We start from the raw sequence: 25322 nt of genomic DNA on the forward strand, positions 1-25322 counted from the left end.
TAACTGAAATTTTAATCAAAATGGCAGATAAACAAAGAACTATAGCACAGGCGGTTACCTTGACAGGTAAGGGGTTACATACTGGCGCCGAGGTAGAAGTATCAATACTACCGGCCGAGGTTAACACCGGTATCATATTCCAGCGAACCGATATGGAGGGTCAGCCTAGAATTGAAGCGGTTGCCGATAATGTTATTGACACTTCAAGGGGAACCACCATTGCGGTTAAAAATGCAAAGGTTAGCACCATTGAACACATGATGGCTGCCCTTTACGGTATGGGGATTGATAACGCATTGGTGCAGGTTAACGGACCTGAAATGCCGATAATGGATGGTAGCTCCAAGTATTTTGTGGAGGCTATTGCCAAGGTAGGAACAGTTGAGCAGGGTGCTGAGCGGAACTACCTTTGCATTAAGGAGAAAATGGTTTATACCGATGAAAAAAACAACATCGAAATAATCATTTACCCCGACGATAAGCTGAGTATCGATGTGATGGTCGATTACAACTCAAGAGTGCTTGGCCACCAGTATGCCAAGATGAACTCAATTGATGAGTTCCCTGAACAAATATCACCCTGCCGTACTTTTGTGTTCTTCCATGAGTTAGAGGTGTTGCTTAAACACAACCTAATTAAAGGTGGCGACCTGGAGAATGCCATTGTTGTTATGGAGCACAAGGTTCCACAGGAGGAACTTGACCGGATTGCCGATCTATTTAATAAGCCACACATTGCCGTTAAACCCGAAGGTATTCTTAATAACCTCGACCTACATTTCGATAATGAACCGGCACGCCATAAGCTGCTCGATATGGTTGGCGACTTTGCCCTTGTTGGTGCTCGCATTAAGGGAAAAATTATTGCCATGCGTCCAGGCCACAAGGCTAACACCGAATTTGCTAAGATTCTTCGGAAGCACTACAAGCAGGAGCGCCTAAAACCTGTTGCCCCCGATTACGATCCCAATAGGGTTCCCTTGATGGATGTGAATCAGATCATGAAAATTCTTCCACATCGTCCTCCATTCCTATTAATTGACAAGATTCTTTACATGGATGGTACCACCGTGGTGGGCATGAAGAATGTTACCATGAACGAGGCCTTTTTTGTGGGACATTTCCCCGATGAACCGGTAATGCCAGGTGTACTTCAGGTTGAAGCAATGGCACAAACCGGTGGCATTCTTGTTCTTAATACTGTTCCCGATCCGGAGAACTATTTAACTTACTTCTTAAAGATTGACCAGGTTCGTTTCAAACGAAAAGTTGTTCCGGGCGATACAATTCTTTTTAAATGCTTCCTCAACGAACCCATTCGCAGGGGAATTGCCAACATGACCGGACAGGCATTTGTGGGCGATCAATTGGTTATGGAAGGAATTCTTATGGCTCAAATAACTAAAGTTAAAGAATAATGACACAGCATAGCAACGCATTTATTCATCCCGATGCCAAAATTGGCAAGGATGTAACCATTGGACCATTCACATACATTGCAGGCGACGTTGTAATTGGCGATGGTACATGGATTGGACCAAATGTTACCATCATGGATGGTGCACGCATTGGCAAGAACTGCCGAATATTTCCGGGAGCAGTAATCTCTGCAATACCACAGGATTTAAAATTCAAAGGTGAGATTACCACTGCCGAAATTGGCGATAACACCACCATCCGTGAATGCGCAACGGTGAACCGGGGTACAGCATCAAGGGGGAAAACAGTGGTGGGTAGTAACTGTCTCCTAATGGCATACTCCCATATTGCACATGATTGTATCCTAAAGAATAATATCATAATTGGCAATGGCACCCAGATTGCCGGTGAGGTTGAGATTGACGACCATGCCATTTTAAGCGCACACGTGCTAGTACATCAGTTTGAGCGTATTGGCGCTCATGTTATGGTTCAGGGTGGATCAAAGGTTAATAAGGACATTCCTCCATTTATAATAGCAGCACGGGAGCCTTTAACTTTTGCTGGTATTAATCTGGTAGGTCTTCGCCGTAGAGGGTTTACCCCTCAGCAAATTGGAACAATACAGGAACTATACCGGAATATCTATAATAAAGGTATGAACGTAAGCCAGGCATTAGTTTACATTGAGGAGAATATGGAAGCCACTCCTGAGCGCGAAATAGTAACATCCTTTATTAAGAACTCAAAACGAGGAATTGTGAGGGAGTATACTGGTTCCAATCCCGATGAGGGTGTAGAACTTTAGGAATATCATGCCGGCTTTTGCCGGCACTTTTTTTGGTATAGGTTTTACCTTTAGCTATATTTGACTGAACTTATAGAACCAATCTTATATGGTATTTCTTTACAACCTGTCAATTCGATTTTATCAACTGCTGGTCTTTATCGCATCGGCATTCAACACCAAGGCAAGGCATTTTTATAGGGGCAGAGTTGGGATATGGGAAAAACTTAAAAGTCAAATAGAGCCTAATTCTGAAATTATTTGGGTACACTGTTCGTCGTTAGGCGAGTTTGAGCAGGGAAGACCTGTTATTGAGGCCATAGAGCAGAAGAAACCTAATGCTAAAATATTGCTTACTTTCTTTTCCCCATCGGGGTACGAGGTTCGGAAAAACTATTCCAGAGCCGATTATATCTTCTACTTACCACTGGACACCTACTCCAATGCAAGCAGGTTCATAAAAATGGTAAATCCGGCAATGGCCATTTTCATTAAGTATGAGTTTTGGTATCACTACCTCAATGAGCTTAGGAAAAAGAGTATCCCAACCTACCTTGTGTCAGGGATTTTCCGACCCGACCAGGTGTTCTTTAAACCCTATGGTGGATGGTATCGCAAGTTTCTCAAAGCATTCACATACTTTTTTGTACAAAACCAACAATCAAAGGATCTGCTTGCCAGCATAGGTTATACCAATGTTATGATTACTGGCGATACCCGATTCGATAGGGTTTCCAGAATAGCCTCCGATGCAAAGAGTATCCCTATTGTTGAAAACTTTGCATCAAACCATAAGGTGCTTGTAGCTGGTAGCACGTGGCCCAAAGATGAGGATATTATTTTACCCTTAGTAACAAAGTTCCCCGATTTGAAGTTAGTTGTTGTTCCGCATGAGGTAACGGAGGTGCATATAAAGGATATAATGGGTAAGTCGCCAGTTCCAGCTGTTCGATTTACCAAATCCAACCCCGAAGAGGTTAAGCAAGCAAAGATACTCATTGTTGATACAATCGGCTTGCTATCGTCAATTTACAGGTATGGTCATGTTGCCTACATAGGAGGAGGGTTTGGAGTGGGTATCCACAATACCCTTGAGGCTGCTGTTTACGGTATTCCCGTAATATTCGGGCCCAACTTTCAAAAATTCCAAGAGGCAAAAGATTTGATTACCCGTAAAGCAGGATTTTCTATCAAAACTTACGATGAGCTAGTGGATTTACTAAACTTACTGCTCTTCGACAAAAATTTCTACCAGCTATCGGCAAGTGAAGCAAAACAAATGGTAAATTCAGGCGTTGGGGCCACTCAAAAAATCCTTGAGGTTATTACTGCTCCATGAAACTATTTGTTTCAAACGTTTGCGGGGGTTTAACAATTTGTTAATGTTACTTTGTGATTTTTCGGTATTATATGAAATTAAATTTGCATAAATGAATATTAGCCTTAATTAACTCTAAAATCAAAAACCTATGAAAAGAACGATTTGGCGTACATTGTTAATGCTTTTATTCCTTGCTCCAATGTGGACTTTAGGGCAGGGAGTAATAAAAGGGATAATTGTTGACTCAAACAATGGAAACCCTTTAATTGGTGCTGCTGTAGTAGTTGAGGGCACAACTATTGGAACTTCAACAAGCGTTGACGGCTCATTTAACTTTAAAGTTCCAATTGGAAAGCATGTGATTAAGTTTTCTTATGTGGGCTACCTAGACTTTGAAAAAAATGTTGAGGTAACTGGCGATGTTGACTTTGGTACCATTAAGTTAAGCCCTAGTTTGGTTGATATTGAGGAAGTTCTTGTTACAGCATCGTTTGTTCGGGATAGGACAACCCCAGTAGCTGTTTCAACAATTGAGCCAAAGGTAATTGTTGAAAAGTTAGGAAACAAGGAATTCCCTGAGATACTCAAAATAACACCATCGGTATATGCTACAAGAACCGGAGGTGGTTTTGGAGATTCAAGAATTTACCTTCGTGGATTTGATTCAAATAACATCGGGGTTTTAATAAATGGAATTCCAGTAAACGACATGGAAAATGGTAAGGTATACTGGAGCAACTGGGCAGGACTATCCGATGTAACCGCAAATCAGCAGGTTCAGCGAGGTTTAGGTGCTTCCAAATTGGCTTTGTCATCAGTTGGGGGTACCATTAATATTGTTACAAAGTCAACTGATGCTCAAAAAGGAGGCTCATACTACTATGGTTTTGGTAACGATGGCTATAGAAAACAGAATTTCACTGTTTCAACTGGTTTAATGGAAAATGGTTGGGCTGTTACCGTATCGGGTGGTTATACTACTGGAAATGGATATGTACAAGCTACCAATTTTGAGGGTTACTCATATTTTGCAAACATTTCGAAAAAAATTAATGAGAAACATACAATAACCTTTAATGCATTTGGAGCCCCTCAGTGGCACAACCAACGAAATAATAAGCATACTATCCAAGAGTTCCGTGACAATCCAAATGGAATTAAGTGGAATTCTGACTTTGGCTATCGCAACGGGCAAATCTATACTACAGGATATGCTTACAATTTTTACCATAAACCCCAAATGTCATTAAATCACTACTGGAAGCTAAACGATAACTCAATGCTTACAACACAAATTTATGCATCGTTAGCTACTGGTGGTGGTCGTAGGGTTTATGGGCAAAATTCAACATGGCTAAGTCGTCAGTTCCCCAGTGGATTGCCGTATGATGTAACTGCTCTTACCAAAGAGGGATATTATGACTATGATTGGGTAATACAGCAAAATGCTGCAGCAATGAATGGTTCAACATGTATTATAGCTAATGCTGTAAATGACCATCAGTGGTATGGAGCTTTATCAACCTTTACTACTAACATTGAGAGCCTTAAGTTAACTGCTGGTTTCGATGGACGTTTTTATAATGGTGTACATGCCTATAAGATTGATGATTTGCTTGGGGGCAAATATTTCCTGGATAATAAGAATATTAATCGTCCTGCAAGTCAACCGCTTTACAAAGGAGATTATGTAAACTACCATTACCTAGGACAGGTACTTTGGTTAGGGCTATTTGCTCAAGGTGAGTATATCAAAGATAACTACTCTGGTTTCCTATCGATGGCCATTGCAAGTAACAACTATAGGCGAGTAGATTATTTCCAGTATGAACCCGGTAATCGCGCATCGGCATGGCATGACTTCTTGCCTTGGAATGTTAAAGTTGGTTTCAATTACAAGGTATATGGGGAGCACAATGTTTTTGTAAACGGTGGTTATATCAAGAGAGCACCTATTTTTAGCAATTCCTTCTTGAATAATACCAATACATTTAACGATGGTGTAAAGTATGAACGTATTATTACTGCCGAGTTGGGGTATAACTATGCTTCAAGAATTTTCAATGTAAAAGTAAATCTATTCCATACCCAGTGGCTCGATAAAGGGTTAGTAAAAAGTCTTAGTGGGCAAACTGCAAATATCCTAGGTATTAACGCATTGCATCAAGGTGTTGAAGTTGAAGGCGTTGTTAAACCAATTTCCAAGCTTGATATTAGGGGTATGTTCTCTTGGGGCGATTACCGCTGGTCCGATGATGTTAATTTCAAACTTTATAATGACAACCAAGAACTTATTGGCACTTATAATGCATACATTAAAAACGTACATGTAGGAAACTCTGCTCAGGTTTCTGCCGCTGTTTCATGTAACTATGAAGTTCTTCCAAAGTTAAAGATTGGAGCTGATGTAAATTGGTATGCTAAGAACTACGCCGATTTTGACCCTACTACTAGAACAACTCCCGATTCAAAGCAAGATGCTTGGCGCATGCCAAATTATTACACCATAGATCTAGATGCTAACTATCGTTTCAAAATTGGAAATCTGAATGCTACTCTTTATGGCAATGTTAATAATTTGCTTAATACTGAGTATATTGCCGATGCTACTGATGGCGCTAATCACGATGAATTTACTTCTTATGTATTCTTTGGTTTTGGAAGAACCTGGTCAACTGGTTTAAGAATTAACTTTTAAAATTGGGAGGATTTATAATGAAAAAGATAATAGCAATTTTACTTGGTGTCTCGTTGCTGTGGGCTTGTGATCCTATGGAGGATACCTATCAGAAACTAGACGATGCTAAGCAACCATACAAAGATGTAATTACCTACACACTTGTTAGTGCAGATTATACTAATGCAAGTAATTTGGCATTAAAAGATGCAAAAACCTATGACGATAGCACTTTAGCTAAAGCAATTAAAACACAACTAGCATTTAATGAGCGTTTTGCAGGTAAGGATTATATACCTGACATATTGACAAAAAATTTCCCTGCTCTAAGCAAGGGGTCTTCAGCAAACATTCAATATGATGTTCAATACAATACTCCTGCTAACTTACTTGATTTGTATTCAAACAATATTATTAGCGAACAGGAGTATAAGGATTCTGTATGGAAAAGTTCCACCTTATTTGTTAAATCTTTCACCCCATCTACAATTGGAAGAATGCCTCAAGTTTTACTAAAAAAATTTGAGGGAGCCTCGACCAATGCATACAGACTTGTTGAATATAATTACTCCGAAGTTGAGCCAGTTATTGATGTTGCAGAATTTAAGTATTTTGATGATAATTTTGAAACTCATACTTGTGCTACATCAGCACCTTACACACCTATAGGTGAGAATGGTTGGACACAAAAGGATACTGTTGCCGGAAGTGTTAAAGGCATATACTATTGCAGAAAATATAACAATAACCAGTATGCCCAGATTACCTCAAATAATACCGGTGAGAAAAATGATGTATTTTTGATTACCAAAGAAATTGATTTGACTGATGCTAATAGCCCTATTCTTACCTTTGACGTTAATGTAGGTTACTGGAATGCAACATGCCTAAAAGTTTTAATTTCATCGAACTACTCAGGTAACCTTGATGAAATTGGAAATGCAGCGTGGACCGATTTAACTTCAAATTTTACTCTACCGGAAACCCCAACCAGCGGTTACGGAACTTTACAAAATGCCGGACAGGCAAATCTGAGTGGCTTTAAAGGCCAAAAAGTACGTATTGCCTTTTTATATGAAGGTGACAGCCGTTCAACAACTAGTCCAAAAATTACCACTACTTACCAGATTGATAATGTTAAGGTTTCTGAGAGCAAGACTTCCTATGTGTTGAGTGAAGAAAATATTAAGAAGTATTGGAAAGTCTATAAGTTTAACGGTACAAGTTGGGCCGCAGCTGAGAATAAATACGTTGCCATCCAAGCTGACGATTACGCACTAATGGGTAAAACCTATATAACATCGAGCGAGTCCGATGCTTACATTATTCCTTTCCTCAAGTTAAAGTATCCGTTTGCTCTTGAAGGTGATGCCAAGGTAGTATCGTTCCGTTCGGAAAGTAACCAAACCAAAGCTCTTGCTTTTGAATATAAGTACTCCAATGGTAATTGGACAAAAAATTCATATCGTGAAACCAGAAATGATCAGTTCCTAAACGATGGCACAAAATGGTTTTATGATCCAACTGTTTATTTTACACCCGTATCGGCCGATTATCAACTCCTAGTTGACTGGGTTTATCAAAATTTAGATCGTAGTTATGGTAGTAGCTATGGCAATGATGAATTTTACTACGGAGCCAGCGCTTACTATTCAAACTGGGATTTACGTTTATCTAAACGTACACAATATAATATCCCAGGATTTGATACTGGTACAGAAAGTGAAAAGATTGCACTAACTTGGCAGCGACTAGAGGAGGGTGCAGCAAAACTACTTTCTTTAAAATTCCCTGATGCAGTTTCTGAAATTTCTGGATTCCCAGTATACTACTGGATTTATTTAAAGGTTTATCAGAACGACCTAAAAACAGTTACCTATGTTGGTGTTTTCCAATTACAATCGGGTGAATTCAAACGTGTCAAGACTGCGGAAGATGCAGCAGTTTCACAGGGAAAGCTTACTCAGGATCAGGTAAACTGGAATAGAGGTAATTAATTTTAATTGAGGCTTCCAAATTGAGGGCGAAGGTAACTTCGCCCTCTTTTCTTTTCCGCAATTTATCAGGCTCTTCGGTTTAATGTGTTGAGTCTCAGAAACCCTAGTAATTTCAAGTGATTCAATATTTTATCCTGTTAATAACTATGAACGGTTGTTAATATTTACAACCGTTTTTTTTTGGTTTGGGTAAAGCCAATTCGATAAATTCGTAATTACAATTTCAAAAACAAAAAATTGCTTAATCAACTCACAGCCAAAGCTGTGATATGGAATTTTTGTCAATAAAGTAAAAAATATATAACCATGAGTAAAGACATTTCCCTGATGGAACAACAAGCAAAGCAAAAGGTAAAGACTTACACCTTTGAGGAGGCCTATGAGGCAAGCATTAAGTATTTCAAAGGCGACGAGATGGCCGCAAAGGTTTGGGTGAGCAAGTACGCCCTTAAGGACTCGTTCGGAACAATTTATGAGTTAACCCCCGATGATATGCATTGGCGGCTGGCTCGCGAAATTGCACGCATTGAGCGGAAGTACCCAAACCCCATGAGCGAAGAGGAGGTTTACCACTTGCTTAAGGATTTTAAGTACATAGTTCCCCAGGGTGGGCCAATGACAGGTATTGGAAACAAGTTTCAGATTGCATCGCTATCAAACTGTTTTGTAATTGGTAATAACAATGCCGACTCGTACGGTGGAATAATGAAGGTTGACGAGGAGCAGGTTCAACTCATGAAGCGCCGTGGCGGCGTGGGACACGACCTTTCCCATATTCGCCCCAAGGGCAGTCCGGTGCTTAATAGTGCACTTACATCAACCGGAGTAGTTCCTTTTATGGAACGTTACTCCAACTCAACCCGCGAGGTGGCTCAGGACGGTCGCCGTGGCGCACTTATGCTGTCAATCTCCATCAAGCATCCCGATGCCGAAAAGTTTATTGATGCCAAAATGGAGCAGGGAAAGATAACTGGTGCCAATGTTTCAGTAAAGATTGACGATGAGTTCATGCGCGCGGCCATTGAGGGGAAACCTTACGTGCAGCAATATCCAATTGACTCATCAAATCCAAAATTCCGTCAGGAAATTAATGCTAGCGAGCTTTGGAAAAAGATTGTACACAACGCTTGGAAATCGGCTGAGCCCGGTATACTTTTCTGGGATACCATTATCAGGGAATCGGTTCCCGATTGCTATGCCGATTTGGGCTACAAAACCGTATCGACCAATCCATGCGGTGAGATTCCCCTTTGCCCCTACGATAGTTGCCGCCTACTGGCGCTCAACCTCTACAGCTATGTTGATAATCCATTCTCCCCCCAGGCAACTTTCAACTTCGAACTTTTCAAGAAGCATGTGCATGCAGCCCAGCGCATGATGGACGATATAATCGACCTTGAGCTCGAAAAAATTGATGCTATACTTGAAAAGATAGCCAATGACCCTGAGGATGATGAAATTAAATCGGTTGAGCGGAACCTATGGCTAAAGATCCGCAGGAAAACCATTGAGGGACGAAGAACTGGCATTGGTATAACCGCTGAGGGCGATATGTTGGCCGCTTTAAACTTACGCTATGGCTCTGACGATGCAATCGATTTTGCGGTTGAGGTTCACAAATCGCTAGCGGTGGAAGCATATCGTTCATCGGTTTACACCGCAAAGGAACGTGGTGCATTCCCAATTTTCAATGCACAGCGCGAGAAGGATAATCCATTCATTAATCGCATTAAAGCGGAAGATGAGGAATTATACAAGGAGATGACTACTTATGGACGTAGAAACATTGCCTTGCTAACCATTGCTCCTACTGGAACCACAAGCCTTATGACTCAAACCACATCGGGAATTGAGCCTGTTTTTATGCCCTACTATAAGCGTCGCCGTAAGGTTAACCCCAACGATAAGAATGTTAAGGTGTCGTTTGTTGATAAGGTAGGCGATTCATGGGAGGAGTTTAATGTATTCCACCATAAATTCCTGGTTTGGATGGAAGTGAATGGATACAACCCCGAAGAGGTAAAGAATTACACCGACGAGCAACTAAGCGAACTGGTTCAGAAATCGCCCTACTATAAAGCAACATCCAACGATGTTGACTGGCTTAGCAAGGTTCGTATGCAAGGGATGATTCAAAAGTGGGTTGACCACTCCATTAGCGTTACAGTTAATCTCCCCGAAGATATTACCGAGGAGATGGTTGCAAAGGTTTACCAAACAGCTTGGGAGAGCGGATGCAAAGGGTGCACTGTTTACCGCGAGGGATCACGCGATGGGGTTCTGGTTACCAACAAAAAGGAAAAGGAACAAGCTACATCATCGGCATTCCCAAGCAAGCGTCCGCCAGTACTGGAGTGCGATGTTATCAGGTTTAAAAATAGCCATGAGGATTGGGTTGCATTCGTGGGACTTTACGATGGCCGTCCGTATGAGATTTTTACTGGTAGAACCGAGGATGATGTGCTGCCTATCCCCAAAGCAGTTACAAAGGGTAGGATTATCAAGATAAAGGATGAAAATGGTAGCCGCTACGATTTCCAGTATGTTGATAAGTATGGCTATACTAATACCATTGGTGGTCTTTCGCACATGTTCAACAAGGAGTACTGGAACTATGCCAAGCTAATATCGGGCGTACTCCGAAACGGAATGCCCATACCCGATGTGGTTAACCTGGTTTCATCGTTAAGGCTCGATAACGAAAGTATTAACTCATGGATTGCTGGTGTTGAACGTTCCTTGCGCCGTTATATACCCGATGGAACAAAGGCAAAACCCGGCAAGAAGTGTCCGGAGTGTGGTTCAGAGTCGCTGATTTACCAGGAGGGTTGTTTGACATGTAAGAACTGTGGACACTCAAAATGCGGATAGTATTTTTTAGAACTATAAAAAAACCGCCTGTATAGGCGGTTTTTTTATGGGGAAATGTTTGGATTAAAGCTCATTAATGATATTCAAATATAAGTTTACCGTATATACTCTTTCTGGAATTATGTGGGGTGAGCTGATTCAATCATGTACTATACAATAATGGATGTTGGATATTTAGGGATTAGTGTCGCTTAGTTGAAAAACTCCCTTTGTAATCCTGAGCGAAACGAAGGAACTCATTATTAGTGTACCCTGTTCAGTATGCAGTGTACAGTGGGGGTGATGTTTAAGGATAAAGGATAAAATTTCAGATTTCAGATTTCAGATTCATGACTGAAGGTGGTTTCTTAAGCCAACAACCATCAAATAAATAGTTATCACAGAGTTACACGGTGTAACACGATGTAACACAGAGCATATGGCGTGGCATTCACGAACAACGATACACGAACAACAAGCAACGACTCAAGCCCCGGAGGGGCGTAATATTTGTAACCAAAGAGCTACCTCCACCAGTATGGCGATGCACGCAATACTTTTTCCAAAGAGCAAGGGTGATACATTGCATCGCAACAGATAAGCATGGCAAAGAGCATTTTAAATGTTCTTTCTTGTCTTGATACAAGAAAGAACTAAAGAAAATCAAGGCTGAAAAGCCCGACCCGATGGGTGCCCCGTGGGTGGAACTGCCATGCGATACAATTCGCCACGCTTACGGCGTGACCCATGTGGTATCGCATACTAAGCCCACCACAACGTTCCACCCCCGACCCATTGTCGGATCAGGCTTTTATGCCATTGCCTATGGCAATATCTGTTGGATAAGGAATTTATTAATTAAAAGTTGAAGGGACATAGAGATGCTTCGACGAGCTCAGCATGACAATGGGAGTAAGGATACTAGGGGTATTGTCATTCCGAGCCAGTCGAGGAATCTTATTCAGTTGTACAGCGAAAAGCCCTGTAGGGGCTAAATATTTGTAAATCTACGACTGCTCCCATCTGTTTAGCGATGCACGCAATACTTTTTCCATAGAGCAAGGGTGAAGCGTTGCATCGCAACAGAAAAGCATGGCGAAGAGTGATAGCCGTAAAACAATAAAAAGGGCTTAATGTACCAAAAGATGCTTCGGCAAAGTCTATCCCGATAAATCGGGACTCAGCATGAAAATGTTAGTGTGGGAGCTAATGGTGTTGTCATTCCGAGCTAGTCGAGGTATCACATTAAAAAAGTGATATAGGTACAAAGAGAAGCTTGGGCAGCGCACAGCATGACAAAGAATAGTCTATCATGATATATTTGGGCAAATAAAGCTACAGCTCATTTACGTAATCAATAAACTCATACGTATTTCCAACCCAGTTGAGATACCTGAAAAAATCGATGGTTGGAATTACCAGCGATGCAGTATTCAGGTTTGGGTGAAAGCTAAGTCGTTGGGTGTTTTTTAGTTCACTGTCGATAAACAGATGCACATGGCGAGAGGTGTCGTGAAGTAATCCGAAAGGCGATACCGAACCTGGCGTTAACCCCAGGTAGCGTTTCATACGCTCGGACGAGGCAAACGTTAACTTGCCCTGTTTTAGTAGTTTTTCGAGCTGATGAATGTTCAGCATCTTACGGTGTTCCAGAATTACCAGGTAGTGCCTGTTCCCTTTGTGGTTCCTGAAAAAGAGATTTTTGCAGTGCGATGAGTTTATCCCTTCCCAGTATTTAGAGGCAATTTCAACAGTGGGAGCCTCAGGATGCTCGTAGTATTCAAACGGTATATTTAATTCGTTTAGCGTTTGGTAAACCAAGGGGTCGCCACGGTACTCCATATGGCTAAAGTACTAGATTTTTAAAGTTAAGGTTTACCTGTTCGCAATTGAACTCGTTAGGGTTGTAATTTTCTCCAAGCCAGTCGGCAATTAGAGGGTATTGTCTATCGCCCTTATTATGCTTTGCAAGGAGTTCAAGTACTTCACAGTAATTAATTATACCCCCAGAATCCTCGGGTGGCGATTTGCCTTGCCCTTGAAGGCAAACGGGTTTTTTGCTTAGCTCACCTGAATTTGTAGCAAGAAGCGAAATTAATATTGTCCAAAAATCGGCCAGATCATAAACATAGATAAGGCTCTCCCATTTGTTCAATGCATTACCCAACAAAATCTCTTCCTCATTCTTGAGTATTGACTTATCGGCATTGTAAAAATGTGAGTGTATATTACTCCACTCAAAGGCTGCTTGTATTACCTCATGAAATAGTTGTAGGTTGATATTTTCATCAACCCTAATAATTCTGAATATCTCGGGCTTTGAGTTTACTATGCTTAACTTTACGTCAATCATTTTGAGGAGTTTGGCTTATTGTCACCAAATATAAACATTTTTTGCAAGCGTAAGGATTACTATGGTAGATTTAAGTTATAAAAAGCGTTTTTTGGGTTAAGCATATCATAGGTTTAATTTCCAGTTAGAATGTAATAAATTAGCGAAATATAAAAAATAACCAAAAAGGTCTTTATTCTTGATAAAGTTTAATAATTTTGGATAAAAGGAGAACGCTCTAATAGTAATATATGATTAGATTCATAAAGGATATTAATTTGAGGTTAAAATTATTGTCAGTATTGGTGGTTTTAACCTTTTTGTATGGTTTCTATATTGATTTTTTTGAAGGGCCTAAGCCTATACATGAGTGGCGCAAAGCAGATTGTTTGTCAATTACTTACAATTACATGAAGGGCGAGCCTTTTTTTGAACCGAAAACAAATCTTATTCTAGAAAACGGTAACAGGAATGCAGTGTCTGAATTTCCAATTATATATTTTCTGATGGGCAAACTATGGTCTGTAATAGGACAAAATGAGTTTTTGTATCGTTTATTAGGCTTTTCTCTTCTTTTTTTAGGAATAATTTTATTTGCAACAGTAATACAGTATTATCTAAAATCACAAAAATATACAATTATATTTAGCGTTTTTATGTTTTCATCGCCAATTCTTATTGGATATGCCCACAATTTTATCCCTAATCCAATTTCATTTGCTTTAACTTTGATTGCTGGCTTTTTTGTATTTCAATTTTTACAAAATAATAAATTATATGGATTAATTGGCTTCTTTGTTTTTAGTACTTTAGCAATACTTATCAAGATAACAAGCATATTGGTTTTTATGTCCTTTATTGGAGCATTTATTTTTTATGAACTTTTTAATAATTACTACTTTTGGAGAAAATATAAAATAAAAATATCATTACTTTCAGGCTCATTTATTCTTACTTTAGCATTAGTAGCTGCATGGTATTATTATGCAATTTATTATAATACTAAGTATGATTCTCACTTGTTTTCAACAACAATTCGTCCAATATGGGAAATACCTGCTGAAAAGCGAAATGAAATTTTTTGGCATATAATAAATACAATGATAAATTATGCGTATCACAGAGTTATTGTTTTTGCGCTTATAATTTTTGGTGTTTTTGCACTATTTTCTGGCTCAATTAACGCTTTTCTTAAATGGTTAATAGTTATGTCTATAGGTGCCTTATTTTCATACTTTATTCTTTGGTATTGGGTTTTTGATGTTCATGACTACTATTTGATAGAGATACTTTTTGTATTTAATGTTTTGTTTTTTATCTTTCTTTATAAAATTAATTCGTTTTTTAGTTTCCTAGATTTAAAAAAGATTAATCTAGCATTATATATTTTTATAATTTTTGTAGTTCTCCATGCATACACATGCAGTTGGGTTCGCTTTTCAGCTAATCCAAAGTTGATTGTAAATAATATTTTTCTTAAAAAAAGAGATATTGATACATGGCGCTGGTTTAATTATGACTATGGGATTAATCTAAAAAAACTTCAAAACAAATCTGATGAGATAAAAAAAATTATTCAACCATCTGATACCATTTTATGCCTACGTGATTATTCTCCTAATGTACATTTGTATACCCTTGGAAGAATTGGATATTCAAAATTTCTATATAATGGATATTCCGATAGGGAAGCTATTGTTGATGCATATAAAAGGGGAGCACGATATGTTGTGTTTTTGGGTAATGAGGAGGAGCGGGCTAAAATACCTTATTCAGATTATGTTGCTTACCAATACGAAAGAATTTATATTTTTGATCTTAAACCCTATAAGCAAATACAATGAAAATAAGTGTAGTGCTGCCTTGTTATAACGAGGAAGGTAATATAAAACTATTATATAATGAATTGAGGCGCGTACTTACAAATAAGTATGAGTTTGAAATCATTTTTGTTGATGATGGGAGTGTGGATGGCACTCTTTCAACAATTAAAGAAATTGCAATGGATGATAGAAAGGTAAAAGGTATATCTCTTTCAAGAAACTTTGGGCACCAATCTGCAATTATTGCTGGAATGAATAGTGCATCGGGCGATTATATAATTACTATGGATGCAGATATGCAGCACCCGCCAACTTTAATCCCAACATTAATTAACAAAGCAAATGAAGGTTATGATATTGTACTTACAATTAGAAAAAGTACTGTTGATGCAAAATTTATTAAAAGAATAACATCGCATTTATTCTATCGTTTTTTTAATTATCTGTCTGATATTCCATTAAAAGAAGGGAGTGCCGATTTTCGCTTGATGACACGAAATGCCGCCAATGTTTTCTTAGGTTTGCCTGAAAAAGTACGTTTTAATCGGGGTTTAATCAATTGGATGGGTTTTAAAACAGCTTTTGTTGAGTATCATTCACCCAGGCGCATTTCTGGAAAATCTAAATATACATTTATTCGGATGATAAAGTTTGCAATTGCTGGTATACTTTCTTTCTCATCTAAACCTTTAAAAATACCCTTTATATTAGGGATTTTATCATTCATTTTTGGATTGGGTTACTCAATGTATGTTTTAGTTCAATTTATTAATGGCATGACTATACCAGGATGGGCTTCTACTATAATTCTTATACTCATGCTAGGTGGCGCTCAGATGTTAAGTCTTGGAATAGTTGGGCTTTACATAGCAAGAATATTTGAAGAAACCAAGCAACGTCCTATTTATATCATTAAAGAGAGAATTAACATTGAATGATCAAAATCAAAAAGGCTATCCGTAAAAGGATAGCCTTTAAGCGGGAGTAAAGCTAACCTAACCTTTAGTATACCAAAAGCTCTGCTCCGTTACTAATCACACAGGTAATAATCTGAGGAATTTTACCATCGGGTGTTTTGTAGTTTTCTTTTACACATTTTGTAAACTCATCAATATGGGAGTTTTCAACCACATTTATTGTGCAACCCCCAAAACCCCCTCCCATCATTCGTGAGCCAACCACATAATCGAGTTTTTCAGTTAACTCAACGAGCTTGTCAAGCTCTGGACAGCTAACCTCATACATGTCACGGAGCCCGTAATGCGACTGGTACATTAACTTTCCGAACGATTCAAAGTCCTTTTGGGTTAGTGCTCTACCAGCATTAACCACGCGTTGATTTTCCTCAACCACATACAAACATCTTTCCCACACCTTACTGCTAAACTCTCTTTTATGGTTGTTTAAATCATTGATTGTTACATCGCGTAGCGATTGTATTGAATTATTGTACTTTTTAAGGATATCGACTCCGGCTTGGCACTCCTGCCTCCGTTTATTGTACTCCGACGAAGCTAGCGAGTGCTTTACCCCGGTATTAACCAAAATGATGGAATGGTTATCCATATTGAGTTCAAAGGGCTCAAACTCAAGGCTACGGCAGTCGAGCTGAAGTACATGGTTTTGCTTGCCATGCAGCGATGCAAACTGATCCATTATACCGCATTTTACCCCGGCATACTCATGCTCAGCCCTTTGGGCTATTTGGGCAAGTTGCATGCGCGTAAAACCAAGCCCATAGATATGGTTCAGCGCAAAGGCCAATCCGCTCTCAATTGCTGCTGACGATGACATTCCCGCTCCAATTGGAACATCGCCACCAAAAACACAGTCAAAACCTGGGATATCTTTACCCTCGGCTACCATTTGGGCAATTACTCCTAAAAGGTAGTTTGCCCAGTGCGTATTTGATGGCTCAATCTTGTAAACGGGGGTTGTGTAATCGCGCCTAAAATCGGCAGCGTGGAACCTGTATAAGCCAAGTCCATTTGGTTTTATGGCAAAGTATGCGTAACGGTTTATGGCCGCAGGCATCACAAAACCATTATTGTAGTCGGTGTGTTCGCCTATCAGATTCACCCTGCCGGGAGCTCTAAAAACTAAGGGATCGGAGCCAAAACGATCCTTAAAAGTTGAAACAATCCTTTCTACCATTGGTTTACTCTAGAATTATTACCAATCCACTACGGGGTTTTACCTTAAAGCTTTGTTTATCGTTTTTACCAATACGTTTTGAGCTTAGTACTAATTCGTCATCGGAATTACCTTCAGCAATAATTGTCATTTTATACTCCCTGTCATCGAGGAGGTTGAGGTTTAAGTTAAAGTCATGCTCATGGTTTGCAGTCATACATCCAATATACCACTTATCGCCATGTTTACGGGCAACTGCAATGCTTTCGCCAACTTTGCCTTCAAGGGCAATGGTTTTTTCCCATGTAACGGGAACTCCTGATAAAAAGTTCAGAGCAATGCTATCTTTTTGGTAGAGCGTTGGCGAGTCGGCTAGCATTTGAACCCCGCCGTGGTAAACTATATACATTGCCATTTGCTGGGCCCTGTTAGTCATGGAGTGGGGGTTCTCCCATGATTTTACGAATTGTTCAGGGGTTACATGTCGCATTGAGCCGGGTGTGTAATCCATGGGGCCAACCACGTTCCTTACGAAAGGAATGGTGAGGTTATGAACCGGTGTGCACTTGTCGGAAAATTTGTTGTACTCAAGCCCAAGCACTCCCTCAATATTAACAATGTTTGGGAAAGTGCGATTTATTCCAGTAGGCTTATACATACCGTGTAGGTTTAGTAAAAGGTTGCGCTTGGCACATTCATCGGCTAACTTATTCACAAAATCAACTATTCGCTGGTCAGCGCGGTCGAAAAAGTCGACCTTGATTCCCGCTACTCCCAATTGGCTAAACATGTCGAGGTTAGCCGTAAAGTCTTTTTCAATGGTGTTCCACATTGCCCAAATAAATACCTTAACACCCTTACTGTTGGCATAGTCAATTATCTCCTTGAGGTCTAGGTTTGGGTTAACCTTTTTAAAATTCCAAAGCTTAGCCCACCCATCGTCAATATTGATGTACTCAATGCCGTTATTGGCGGCAAAGTCAACCATATACTTGTAGGTCTGGGTATTTATCCCCGGTTTAAATTCAACGCCTTGTAGGTTCCAGTTATGGTACCAGTCCCAAACCACCTTACCTGGTTTTACCCAACCAAAGTCCATTTTGGGCTCATCGGCCAACAGGTAAACCAAACTATTTTGTAGAATTTCGGCATCGTTTTGTGCCACCATTACCACACGCCAGGGGTATGAACGATTACCATTACTTTTGGCAATATAGTTTTCGGTTTTCTTTACCACCATCCTTGAAATTTGAGGCCACTTGACCAGATGAAGTCTGCCTGGCAATTCCTGTTTTTCCTTCTTAGGATAAAGAGGGAATACCGCTTTTACTGAGTTCCCTGCATCCTTGCGGATGAACATGCCCGGATATTCGAAGAGATTCGATTCCGATATCACAACCAGTTCGCCGCTTGGTGTTTTATACATGAAGGGGGTTAAACCTAGAGTGCCATCGGCTATGGTTTGCATCGATTTTGGCAAGTAATTAACCTCAAATGGGGTAAGGAAACCCTTCACCTCGGGGAAGTAAACAGTTGAACTGTATGGAATGTTGAATTCACTTGTTTCATTATAAACTATAACCTCCCTGTCAAAAGCTGAAACAACACGCCATGCAAAACCCTCGTTATAGCAACGGAACTCAACCGAAAGGCCATTACTATAATTCAGCTTTAGCTGGTTGAAATTTTCATCAATCTCCTTTGTAGTTCCCCAAAGTAATTTCACAGCTTGGTTTTTGCTATTGAATGTTGCGGTATGCTCCCCAAAAAAATCGCTCTCAGCAAAAGCACTTGTTCTCATTGCTATGCCCGAGGGTTCAACAATTGCATTGCCATTACAGGATAGCGAGTAGGTTAACCTATCCTTTAAATCGATATTTGCCACTAAAATGCCATTGGGCGATTTTAAGGTGTAACTTTGCCCAAACATCAATTTTGTAGTAAATATCAGAGCTGTTAGTATTGATATTCTTTTCATTGTGTTGCAGTTATGCATTTTAACTAGTTTTTGGTAACCGGTTTGAGGCTTACCTGAAACTCAAACTTCTTGCCCTTTAAAACATATTCTTGCAGGTAGTTGTAGAAGAAGCTTTCGCTACCAAGTGCATTTTGCGCCAGGTCGATATAAAGATGGTTGACGGGACTTTCAACTAGGTCGGGTGTATGTGTTGCCTTGGTGAGTGTTTCTAACGAGTAGGGGTGTATGCTAAAGCAGAACGATTTTCCGGTTACCTCAATCCCGCTTGTACCGTTGGGGTTTAATATGCTTACTCTGTCCACATCGTAGCGGTTACCGTTTTCCTGAGGCTTTATGTATGGGGTAACCATACTATCAATGGTTTTGCGGTATAATCCCCAATGTGCAGCGTAGCTGCGGTCGCGGTAGTTTTCCTGAGGCCCTCGGCCAAGCCACTCAACCTGCGAGAACTCTTTAGGCAACTCAAGCATAAGGCCAACACGGGGCAGGTTGAATTTTTTGCTACAGGTCAATTTATAGTTGATATCTACAACTCCGTCAGGGTTAATAACATGGGTAATCACAGCATTAAATCTCGATTTATTACCCTCAAGGGTCTGGCGGGTTAGCACTACAACTCCCTTGCCGGTTCTGGAAATTGTAACCTTCGATTTCTTAATAATCAAGTTGTCTAACCCATACTTTTGCCAAAGTTTTCCGTGGAACCAGAAACGAGGGTCGGGGTTGAATTCCGTGCCAATATCGTTACTTGTAGGGGCTCGCCAAAGGTTAACCCTTGGACCGTTCTGGGCAACCATTTCGCCATTCGATTTCCATTGTGAAATTGTTCCGGTAGTTTTGTCGAATTCAATGCTAAAAGCCTCGCCACTAACAGTCCACGTATCTGCATTTTCGGTTACATTCAAATTACCGCTAGTGGCAGCAATAGTGGTGGGTTTTTGAACCAGCCAGGGCATTTCGTATTGGTATATTGCCACCTCAAAGCCCTTTTTAGCCCATGGCTCATCGTTTGCCAGTTGAACCGATAGGTTAAGATGGTAACGTTTGCCTGGGTTGATTTGAGGGAGCATGTATGGAATTGTTACTGAGCCCTCTCCATTTGGCTTAACATCGGGTAACGGCAGTTCCCCTTTTTGAACGGTAATGCCGTCTTCAGAAATGCTCCATGTTAGGTTAAAGCTTTTTAGGTTCAGGAAGGCATATGTATTCTTAAGGTTAACGGTTTTGCGTTCAAAATCAATCCCTGTAAATTTGATGTACTGTTGTACCTTTTTAATTTCGGCCATGGCAGGTTTAAGTGAACGGTCGGGAAAAGTAACGCCGTTCAGGCAAAAGTCCTTATCGTTGGGTTTGTCGCCAAAATCGCCTCCGTAGGCGAAGAATGGTTTGCCGTTAGGTGTATGTTTAATCAGACCTTGGTCAGTCCAGTCCCATATATAGCCCCCAACCATTCGTGGGTGGCTCTCGAATAAGTCCCAGTACTCCTTGAAATGGCCATTGCTGTTGCCCATGGCGTGCGAGTACTCACATATAAGTATAGGGCGTTCCTTTTTGTCGAGTTTAGCCATCTCCTTCAGCCTATCCAGGGTGGGGTACATACCAGCATTAAAGTCGTACTCTGTAAGGGCTTTTGACCATTGTAAGGCCGATAACATTCGCCTTAACTTTTCAAAGGCACCCACACCATCGAAGCTAAGGGGGCGTTTAAGAGCTTTGCTTTCATAATGAATAGGCCTTTTTGCAGCATCAATTTTTCTGATGGTATCGGCCATGGCAACCATATTTGGTCCGTCGCCCGACTCGTTACCTAGCGACCATATTATTACCGATGGATGGTTGCGGTCACGCATTACCATGCTAACACCCCGGTCAACAATAGCATCCTTCCATTCGGGGTAAAGCACTGGCGATTGATTACGGTACTGCCATAGGTAGTGCGATTCAACATTGGCCTCGTCCATTACGTAGAGCCCATACCTGTCGCATAGCTCATAAAAATATGGGTGATGCGGATAGTGAGCTGTACGAACTGCATTGAAGTTATTCTGTTTCATCAGGACAACATCCTTTTCCATGAGCTCATACGAAACCGTACGAGCGTTGTAGGGGTCGAACTCGTGACGGTTTACTCCCTTTATTTTTATTGGTTGTCCGTTAACTAGTAGCTGTCCGTTTTCTACTTTAACATCCCTGAACCCAACCAGCTGCTGGTAGTATCTACCCTCAATCTCAACAATAAGTTGATAAAGTTTAGGTGTCTCGGCACTCCAAAGCTGTGGGTTTTTCACTATCTCATCAACTTTAAAAGTGGCTATCCCACTGCTCATTTTGGGTTGAACCGTTTTTTCAAACACTGCAATACCATTACTATCAAAAAGTGAAAGGCTGATGTTGGGTAGTTGGCTCGTTGTATTTGTTAGTACCCCGCTAACTGAAAGGATGGCCTCAGTATAGCTTTTACTGAATGAAGTGTTAACCTCAATATCCCAGAGTGCATTTTGAGGGTGAGCGTAAACAAATACATCGCGAAAAATTCCGCCTAATCGCCAGAAATCCTGATCTTCCAGGTAACTTCCATCGGACCAGTTGATTACCCTTGCTGCCAAAAGATTCTGGCCAGCGGTAATATAAGGTGTAATGTCGAACTCGGCGGGGGTCATGCTTCCTTGTGAGTAGCCCACGTAATGGCCATTTATCCATAGGTCAATTGCCGATTGTACCCCAGCAAAGTGAATTATTACCCTACTTCCATTCCAATTCTCAGGGATCCGGAAGGTGTGGCGGTAAAGCCCGGTCTCGTTTCCTTCGTTTGGAACAAAGGGTGGATTAGCTGGGAATGGGTGTATTTGGTTTGAGTAAATTGGAGTACCATACCCCTTGGCTTGCCAGTTCGATGGAACAGGAATGGTGCTCCATTCGCTATCGGGAAATTCTACATTTGAAAAGTTTTCGGGAGTATTCAACGGATTGTTTATCAGCATAAATTTCCAATCCCCATTCAGGGATTGCACAAACTCAGAATTGAAAATGTAGGAAATACTGCTTGGCTTTTCAGGAAATGGAACCAGTAGAGTGTGTGAGGGCAGCCTGTTTATGGCAAAAACCTTTGGGTCCTGCCAGTTCTGCGCTTGCAGCATAGTGCTGCAAACGCAGAGTATTATGAAAAGTGCTTTTCGCATCATCATTTAGCAGTTTTTCTATTGAATCTAGAACAGATAACCAACCAAAACGTACAATCCCGATGAACCGTAATTTTTGTTCATGGCCATGCCATAATCGGCCGATACAACAAAGTTTTCGTTCATTACGATTTTCAAGCCAGCACCAAATGTGGTATATAAATCTTTATAGCTGTTTGAAAATAGCTGGTTGCGTTGGGCAACAGGAACATTTGTTAGGTCCATATCGTAACCTTTCAATACCTTGCCGGCATCGGCAAAAAGGTTAAAGCCTAAGTAAAAGTTTTGCCCAATGGCATGGAAGCGGTATGCCTTCCAACGAAACTCAAAATTACCGATAGCCGTGTGCTGACCAACAACCCTGTTCATCAAAACACCCCTAACGGTTTGAGCGCCACCAAAACCTTCGTAGTAGTTGCTGGTGGTTAGGTGCTGACGGGCGTAAAAAGGCACTTCGCCAAGGTTCCCTTCGTACCAGAGTCTATATGCAAACGATAGTTTTTCCTTTACAAGCGTTAGGTATTGGCGATGGATTAACGATACTCGTCCGTAGTTATCGTTGTTGCCAATGAACTTGGGCGATGCCCTAAAAAGTAGTTCTGTCCATACCCCTTTCATCGGGTTAGTTAAGCGGTCGCGGGTATCAAAAACCAGCCCAAACTTAACACTATTATCAAATCCACCATCTTTTTCGTCGGCTGAGATGATTCCCCAGCTAACAAGCTGATCGTATAGAATGGGAACATCAGGGATAAGCTCATCGTCGTCGCGCCCTTTGTTTAGGTGGTCAATATCTACTGTTGCAACATCGTACCAGCCAAGGTCAAAACCTGCAATCCACTTAAATTTGCTGTCGGCTATTCTGTCCTCAAGTAGGAAATCGGCTTTTGCAAGCTTACGGTCGTATTTGTAGAATACTTGAGAAATGAAATCGCCGGTGGCATCGATATTCTCAAAATCGGCGTTGTAAACGGTTTGTGTGCCGTTAAAACCGTAGAAAGGGTATGTCCTGTTACGGTTAAAGCTTAGGCGACCAATAAAGTGTTTGTTTGGAATAAGTGTGTAGGAATCGAAGTAGGCAATGGCATCCATGCTACCCTTTGTATAGGCCGATAGCTGAAGGTAAAGGTTGTGGTTGAAGTCGGGATACCTGGAGCCGTCGCCAAAGTCGAACGAGTTTACAATTGCTCCGTACAGCAGCCCAAGGTTTGAGTCATAGCCTAATGCCGGTAAAACGCCAACTGTCCAACCGGTTTTTACTTCTTCTTTGGCTTTTTTTTCTTGATTTTCCTGTGCAAACAACGATGTTGCAACTACACATACCAGTAATGCAGAAATAACTTTTCTCATAGCTTTAATTTGGTTTTTGGTTTAGGTTTTGGTTAGCTATTTAGAAAAGTGTAGTAAACTGGTCGTTCAAATAAAAAGTTTGAACAATTTTAAGGTAGATTTGCAGTATTAAGTATTTGATATACAGTAATATGAAATTAGTAACAAGAGCCGTTGTCCGTTAAGTACTTTTTTTAGTTGAACTCCTGAACGCCTTTTTGTATTCTGATGGGGTCATGCCGGTTTCCTTCTTGAAAAGGGTGTTGAATGATGTTTTTGAGTTGAAACCCGAATCGTATGCAATTCCCAGAAGTGTTTCGTAATCGAAGGCCGGATTAGTTAACCTCTGCTTGGCCTCCTCAATCCTAAAACTGTTGATGTAGTTGAAAAAGTTTACCCCAAGCTCCTTGTTCAGGTAGTTCGATATTTCCTGGGTGCTTACCTTTAGCTGGTCAGCTAAATCCTGAATGGTTAACTCATTGTTTAGGTATGGTTTGTTTTTAACCATGTGCTCGTAAAGCAAATCGCCAAACTTTTGCGACTTTTTTTCTTGAGCCTCGTCGCTAACCTGGAGCTGTTTGGGCTTTTGGTGCTGATACAATACGGGTTGATGTATGCCGTAGTAACTTATTGAAAAGGTAAAAACCAGCAAGCCCAGATGAAAAAGTTCAATGGGATTGAAAGGGAAAATGTTTTGGGTCGAAAAGATTATAAAGGTTATCCCCGATGCAAAAAAGCCTGATAGAATCCAAATGGCTGTAGTTTTTAGCCAGTTAAGCATGATGGTTTCAGATCGATACGAGAAATGATCGCCGAGGGTATGGTTGTGTTTGCGAATCAGCTTAAGCGAGGCGCGCCAGTAATAAACAATTACTAACAGGAAAAGTGTGAAGTTTAGAATCGCCAACCAGGTTATTGGCCCCTTACTAAAAAAATTTACCGAGTTAATATCAATGGGCTTGCCCCAAAAAACAGCAATCAATATAAAGAGATATACAGGGATTAGGTGCCTGTGGATATTCCTGATGGTTACAGTTTTTTTTGATGTTAAGAGCTTGGTGTAAAAGAAAAGAAAAGGCCCGTAGCTTAACGGAATAATGATCAGATCGGGGAGCCATGTTAGGTATTTTGCATTAAGCAGGGAGTAAAGCATTTCAATACCTATAACAATTAACCAAATTACAAGCAATTTATCGGCAGCCCCCTTGTTTGGCTTACGGTAAACCAACAGTGCGGCAAACCATGCCTGAATAAGACCTATGTGATAAATAGGCAATACGTTATTCATGCCAATATTTTTGGATAAATGTAATGAAAACTAGGGAAAAATGGAAAAACATATTTATGAAATAAAAAAACCGCTCAGCTGAGCGGTTTCTGGTTGTCCTGCCAGGGGTCGAACCTGGACTCTTCTGATCCAGAGTCAGACGTGTTGCCAATTACACCACAGGACAATGCACTTATAACGCTGCAAAGATAATGTTTTTAAGAGTTGAT

General features: G+C 40.5%; 16 protein-coding genes and 1 tRNA gene. 9 read left to right on the forward strand and 8 right to left on the reverse strand.

Translation table 11 applies throughout. The features are described from left to right. The first annotated feature begins 20 nt into the window (after positions 1 to 20). The 7 genes from AB6811_RS05975 to AB6811_RS06005 all read left to right on the forward strand — a co-directional run bounded on the left by AB6811_RS05975 (position 21) and on the right by AB6811_RS06005 (position 11920). The gene (locus tag AB6811_RS05975; RefSeq protein ID WP_369489530.1) at positions 21 to 1418 is read left to right on the forward strand and encodes a bifunctional UDP-3-O-[3-hydroxymyristoyl] N-acetylglucosamine deacetylase/3-hydroxyacyl-ACP dehydratase; all 1398 of its coding nucleotides are present in this window, start codon (positions 21 to 23) and stop codon (positions 1416 to 1418) included. After that, entirely contained in the window at positions 1418 to 2227 is an 810-nt protein-coding gene (lpxA, locus tag AB6811_RS05980) for an acyl-ACP--UDP-N-acetylglucosamine O-acyltransferase (RefSeq protein ID WP_369489531.1), read from the forward strand. Before AB6811_RS05975 ends, lpxA begins: the two co-directional genes overlap by 1 nt. 88 nt (positions 2228 to 2315) lie before the next feature. Further along, entirely contained in the window at positions 2316 to 3545 is a 1230-nt protein-coding gene (locus AB6811_RS05985) for a 3-deoxy-D-manno-octulosonic acid transferase (RefSeq protein WP_369489532.1), read from the forward strand. Between the two features lie 130 nt (positions 3546 to 3675). After that, positions 3676 to 6225, forward strand: a complete 2550-nt coding sequence (locus AB6811_RS05990; protein WP_369489533.1) for a TonB-dependent receptor — start codon at positions 3676 to 3678, stop codon at positions 6223 to 6225. A gap of 17 nt (positions 6226 to 6242) precedes the next feature. After that, positions 6243 to 8201, forward strand: coding sequence for a DUF5017 domain-containing protein (locus AB6811_RS05995; protein WP_369489534.1), 1959 nt, complete (start codon positions 6243 to 6245; stop codon positions 8199 to 8201). A 306-nt stretch (positions 8202 to 8507) separates the two neighbouring features. Beyond that, on the forward strand, positions 8508 to 11072 hold the full coding sequence (locus tag AB6811_RS06000; RefSeq protein ID WP_369489535.1) for an adenosylcobalamin-dependent ribonucleoside-diphosphate reductase: 2565 nt from the start codon (positions 8508 to 8510) through the stop codon (positions 11070 to 11072). A gap of 665 nt (positions 11073 to 11737) precedes the next feature. After that, positions 11738 to 11920, forward strand: a complete 183-nt coding sequence (locus tag AB6811_RS06005) for a hypothetical protein (RefSeq protein WP_369489536.1) — start codon at positions 11738 to 11740, stop codon at positions 11918 to 11920. A 466-nt stretch (positions 11921 to 12386) separates the two neighbouring features. On the opposite strand, the gene AB6811_RS06010 is transcribed toward AB6811_RS06005, so the two are convergent. After that, positions 12387 to 12893, reverse strand: a complete 507-nt coding sequence (locus AB6811_RS06010; RefSeq protein WP_369489537.1) for a prolyl-tRNA synthetase associated domain-containing protein — start codon at positions 12891 to 12893, stop codon at positions 12387 to 12389. A 4-nt stretch (positions 12894 to 12897) separates the two neighbouring features. Further along, the gene (locus AB6811_RS06015) at positions 12898 to 13404 is read right to left on the reverse strand and encodes a plasmid pRiA4b ORF-3 family protein (RefSeq protein ID WP_369489538.1); all 507 of its coding nucleotides are present in this window, start codon (positions 13402 to 13404) and stop codon (positions 12898 to 12900) included. 230 nt (positions 13405 to 13634) lie between these two features. Between AB6811_RS06015 and AB6811_RS06020 the strand changes: the two genes are divergently transcribed. Beyond that, complete coding sequence (locus AB6811_RS06020) at positions 13635 to 15227, forward strand: glycosyltransferase family protein (RefSeq protein WP_369489539.1); 1593 nt, start codon at positions 13635 to 13637, stop codon at positions 15225 to 15227. Then, positions 15224 to 16144 (forward strand): glycosyltransferase family 2 protein, encoded by a 921-nt coding sequence (locus AB6811_RS06025; protein ID WP_369489540.1) that lies wholly within the window; start codon positions 15224 to 15226, stop codon positions 16142 to 16144. The genes AB6811_RS06020 and AB6811_RS06025 overlap by 4 nt, the downstream gene beginning before the upstream one ends. A gap of 64 nt (positions 16145 to 16208) precedes the next feature. Here the strand turns inward: AB6811_RS06025 and galK are convergent, their stop codons facing one another. The 6 genes from galK to AB6811_RS06055 all read right to left on the reverse strand — a co-directional run bounded on the left by galK (position 16209) and on the right by AB6811_RS06055 (position 25279). Next, a complete protein-coding gene (gene galK, locus AB6811_RS06030; RefSeq protein ID WP_369489541.1) occupies positions 16209 to 17360 on the reverse strand; it encodes a galactokinase in 1152 nt (383 codons plus the stop codon). A gap of 4 nt (positions 17361 to 17364) precedes the next feature. Continuing rightward, positions 17365 to 19317 carry a glycoside hydrolase family 97 protein gene (locus tag AB6811_RS06035; protein WP_369489542.1) on the reverse strand — a complete coding sequence of 651 codons (1953 nt, stop codon included), beginning with the start codon at positions 19315 to 19317 and terminating at the stop codon, positions 17365 to 17367. A gap of 23 nt (positions 19318 to 19340) precedes the next feature. Then, positions 19341 to 22499: a glycoside hydrolase family 2 TIM barrel-domain containing protein gene (locus AB6811_RS06040; protein ID WP_369489543.1), complete on the reverse strand. Its 3159-nt coding sequence runs from the start codon at positions 22497 to 22499 to the stop codon at positions 19341 to 19343. Between the two features lie 24 nt (positions 22500 to 22523). Next, positions 22524 to 23846, reverse strand: a complete 1323-nt coding sequence (gene omp85, locus AB6811_RS06045; protein ID WP_369489544.1) for an Omp85 family outer membrane protein — start codon at positions 23844 to 23846, stop codon at positions 22524 to 22526. Positions 23847 to 24006: 160 nt separating this feature from the next. After that, on the reverse strand, positions 24007 to 25113 hold the full coding sequence (locus tag AB6811_RS06050; protein WP_369489545.1) for a helix-turn-helix domain-containing protein: 1107 nt from the start codon (positions 25111 to 25113) through the stop codon (positions 24007 to 24009). 90 nt (positions 25114 to 25203) lie between these two features. After that, positions 25204 to 25279: transfer RNA gene (locus AB6811_RS06055), tRNA-Gln, on the reverse strand. Positions 25280 to 25322: the final 43 nt, after the last annotated feature.

Source organism: Tenuifilum sp. 4138str (assembly GCF_041102575.1).
GTDB classification, from domain to species: Bacteria; Bacteroidota; Bacteroidia; order Bacteroidales; family Tenuifilaceae; genus Tenuifilum; species Tenuifilum osseticum.

What these genes read in the sequence shown, in the direction of transcription:
- AB6811_RS05975 (WP_369489530.1), top strand. Translation starts at nt 21, where the DNA reads ATGGCAGATAAACAAAGAACTATAGCACAGGCGGTTACCTTGACAGGT.
- lpxA (WP_369489531.1), top strand. Translation starts at nt 1,418, where the DNA reads ATGACACAGCATAGCAACGCATTTATTCATCCCGATGCCAAAATTGGC.
- AB6811_RS05985 (WP_369489532.1), top strand. Translation starts at nt 2,316, where the DNA reads ATGGTATTTCTTTACAACCTGTCAATTCGATTTTATCAACTGCTGGTC.
- AB6811_RS05990 (WP_369489533.1), top strand. Translation starts at nt 3,676, where the DNA reads ATGAAAAGAACGATTTGGCGTACATTGTTAATGCTTTTATTCCTTGCT.
- AB6811_RS05995 (WP_369489534.1), top strand. Translation starts at nt 6,243, where the DNA reads ATGAAAAAGATAATAGCAATTTTACTTGGTGTCTCGTTGCTGTGGGCT.
- AB6811_RS06000 (WP_369489535.1), top strand. Translation starts at nt 8,508, where the DNA reads ATGAGTAAAGACATTTCCCTGATGGAACAACAAGCAAAGCAAAAGGTA.
- AB6811_RS06005 (WP_369489536.1), top strand. Translation starts at nt 11,738, where the DNA reads ATGGGTGCCCCGTGGGTGGAACTGCCATGCGATACAATTCGCCACGCT.
- AB6811_RS06010 (WP_369489537.1), bottom strand. Translation starts at nt 12,893, where the DNA reads ATGGAGTACCGTGGCGACCCCTTGGTTTACCAAACGCTAAACGAATTA.
- AB6811_RS06015 (WP_369489538.1), bottom strand. Translation starts at nt 13,404, where the DNA reads ATGATTGACGTAAAGTTAAGCATAGTAAACTCAAAGCCCGAGATATTC.
- AB6811_RS06020 (WP_369489539.1), top strand. Translation starts at nt 13,635, where the DNA reads ATGATTAGATTCATAAAGGATATTAATTTGAGGTTAAAATTATTGTCA.
- AB6811_RS06025 (WP_369489540.1), top strand. Translation starts at nt 15,224, where the DNA reads ATGAAAATAAGTGTAGTGCTGCCTTGTTATAACGAGGAAGGTAATATA.
- galK (WP_369489541.1), bottom strand. Translation starts at nt 17,360, where the DNA reads ATGGTAGAAAGGATTGTTTCAACTTTTAAGGATCGTTTTGGCTCCGAT.
- AB6811_RS06035 (WP_369489542.1), bottom strand. Translation starts at nt 19,317, where the DNA reads ATGAAAAGAATATCAATACTAACAGCTCTGATATTTACTACAAAATTG.
- AB6811_RS06040 (WP_369489543.1), bottom strand. Translation starts at nt 22,499, where the DNA reads ATGATGCGAAAAGCACTTTTCATAATACTCTGCGTTTGCAGCACTATG.
- omp85 (WP_369489544.1), bottom strand. Translation starts at nt 23,846, where the DNA reads ATGAGAAAAGTTATTTCTGCATTACTGGTATGTGTAGTTGCAACATCG.
- AB6811_RS06050 (WP_369489545.1), bottom strand. Translation starts at nt 25,113, where the DNA reads ATGAATAACGTATTGCCTATTTATCACATAGGTCTTATTCAGGCATGG.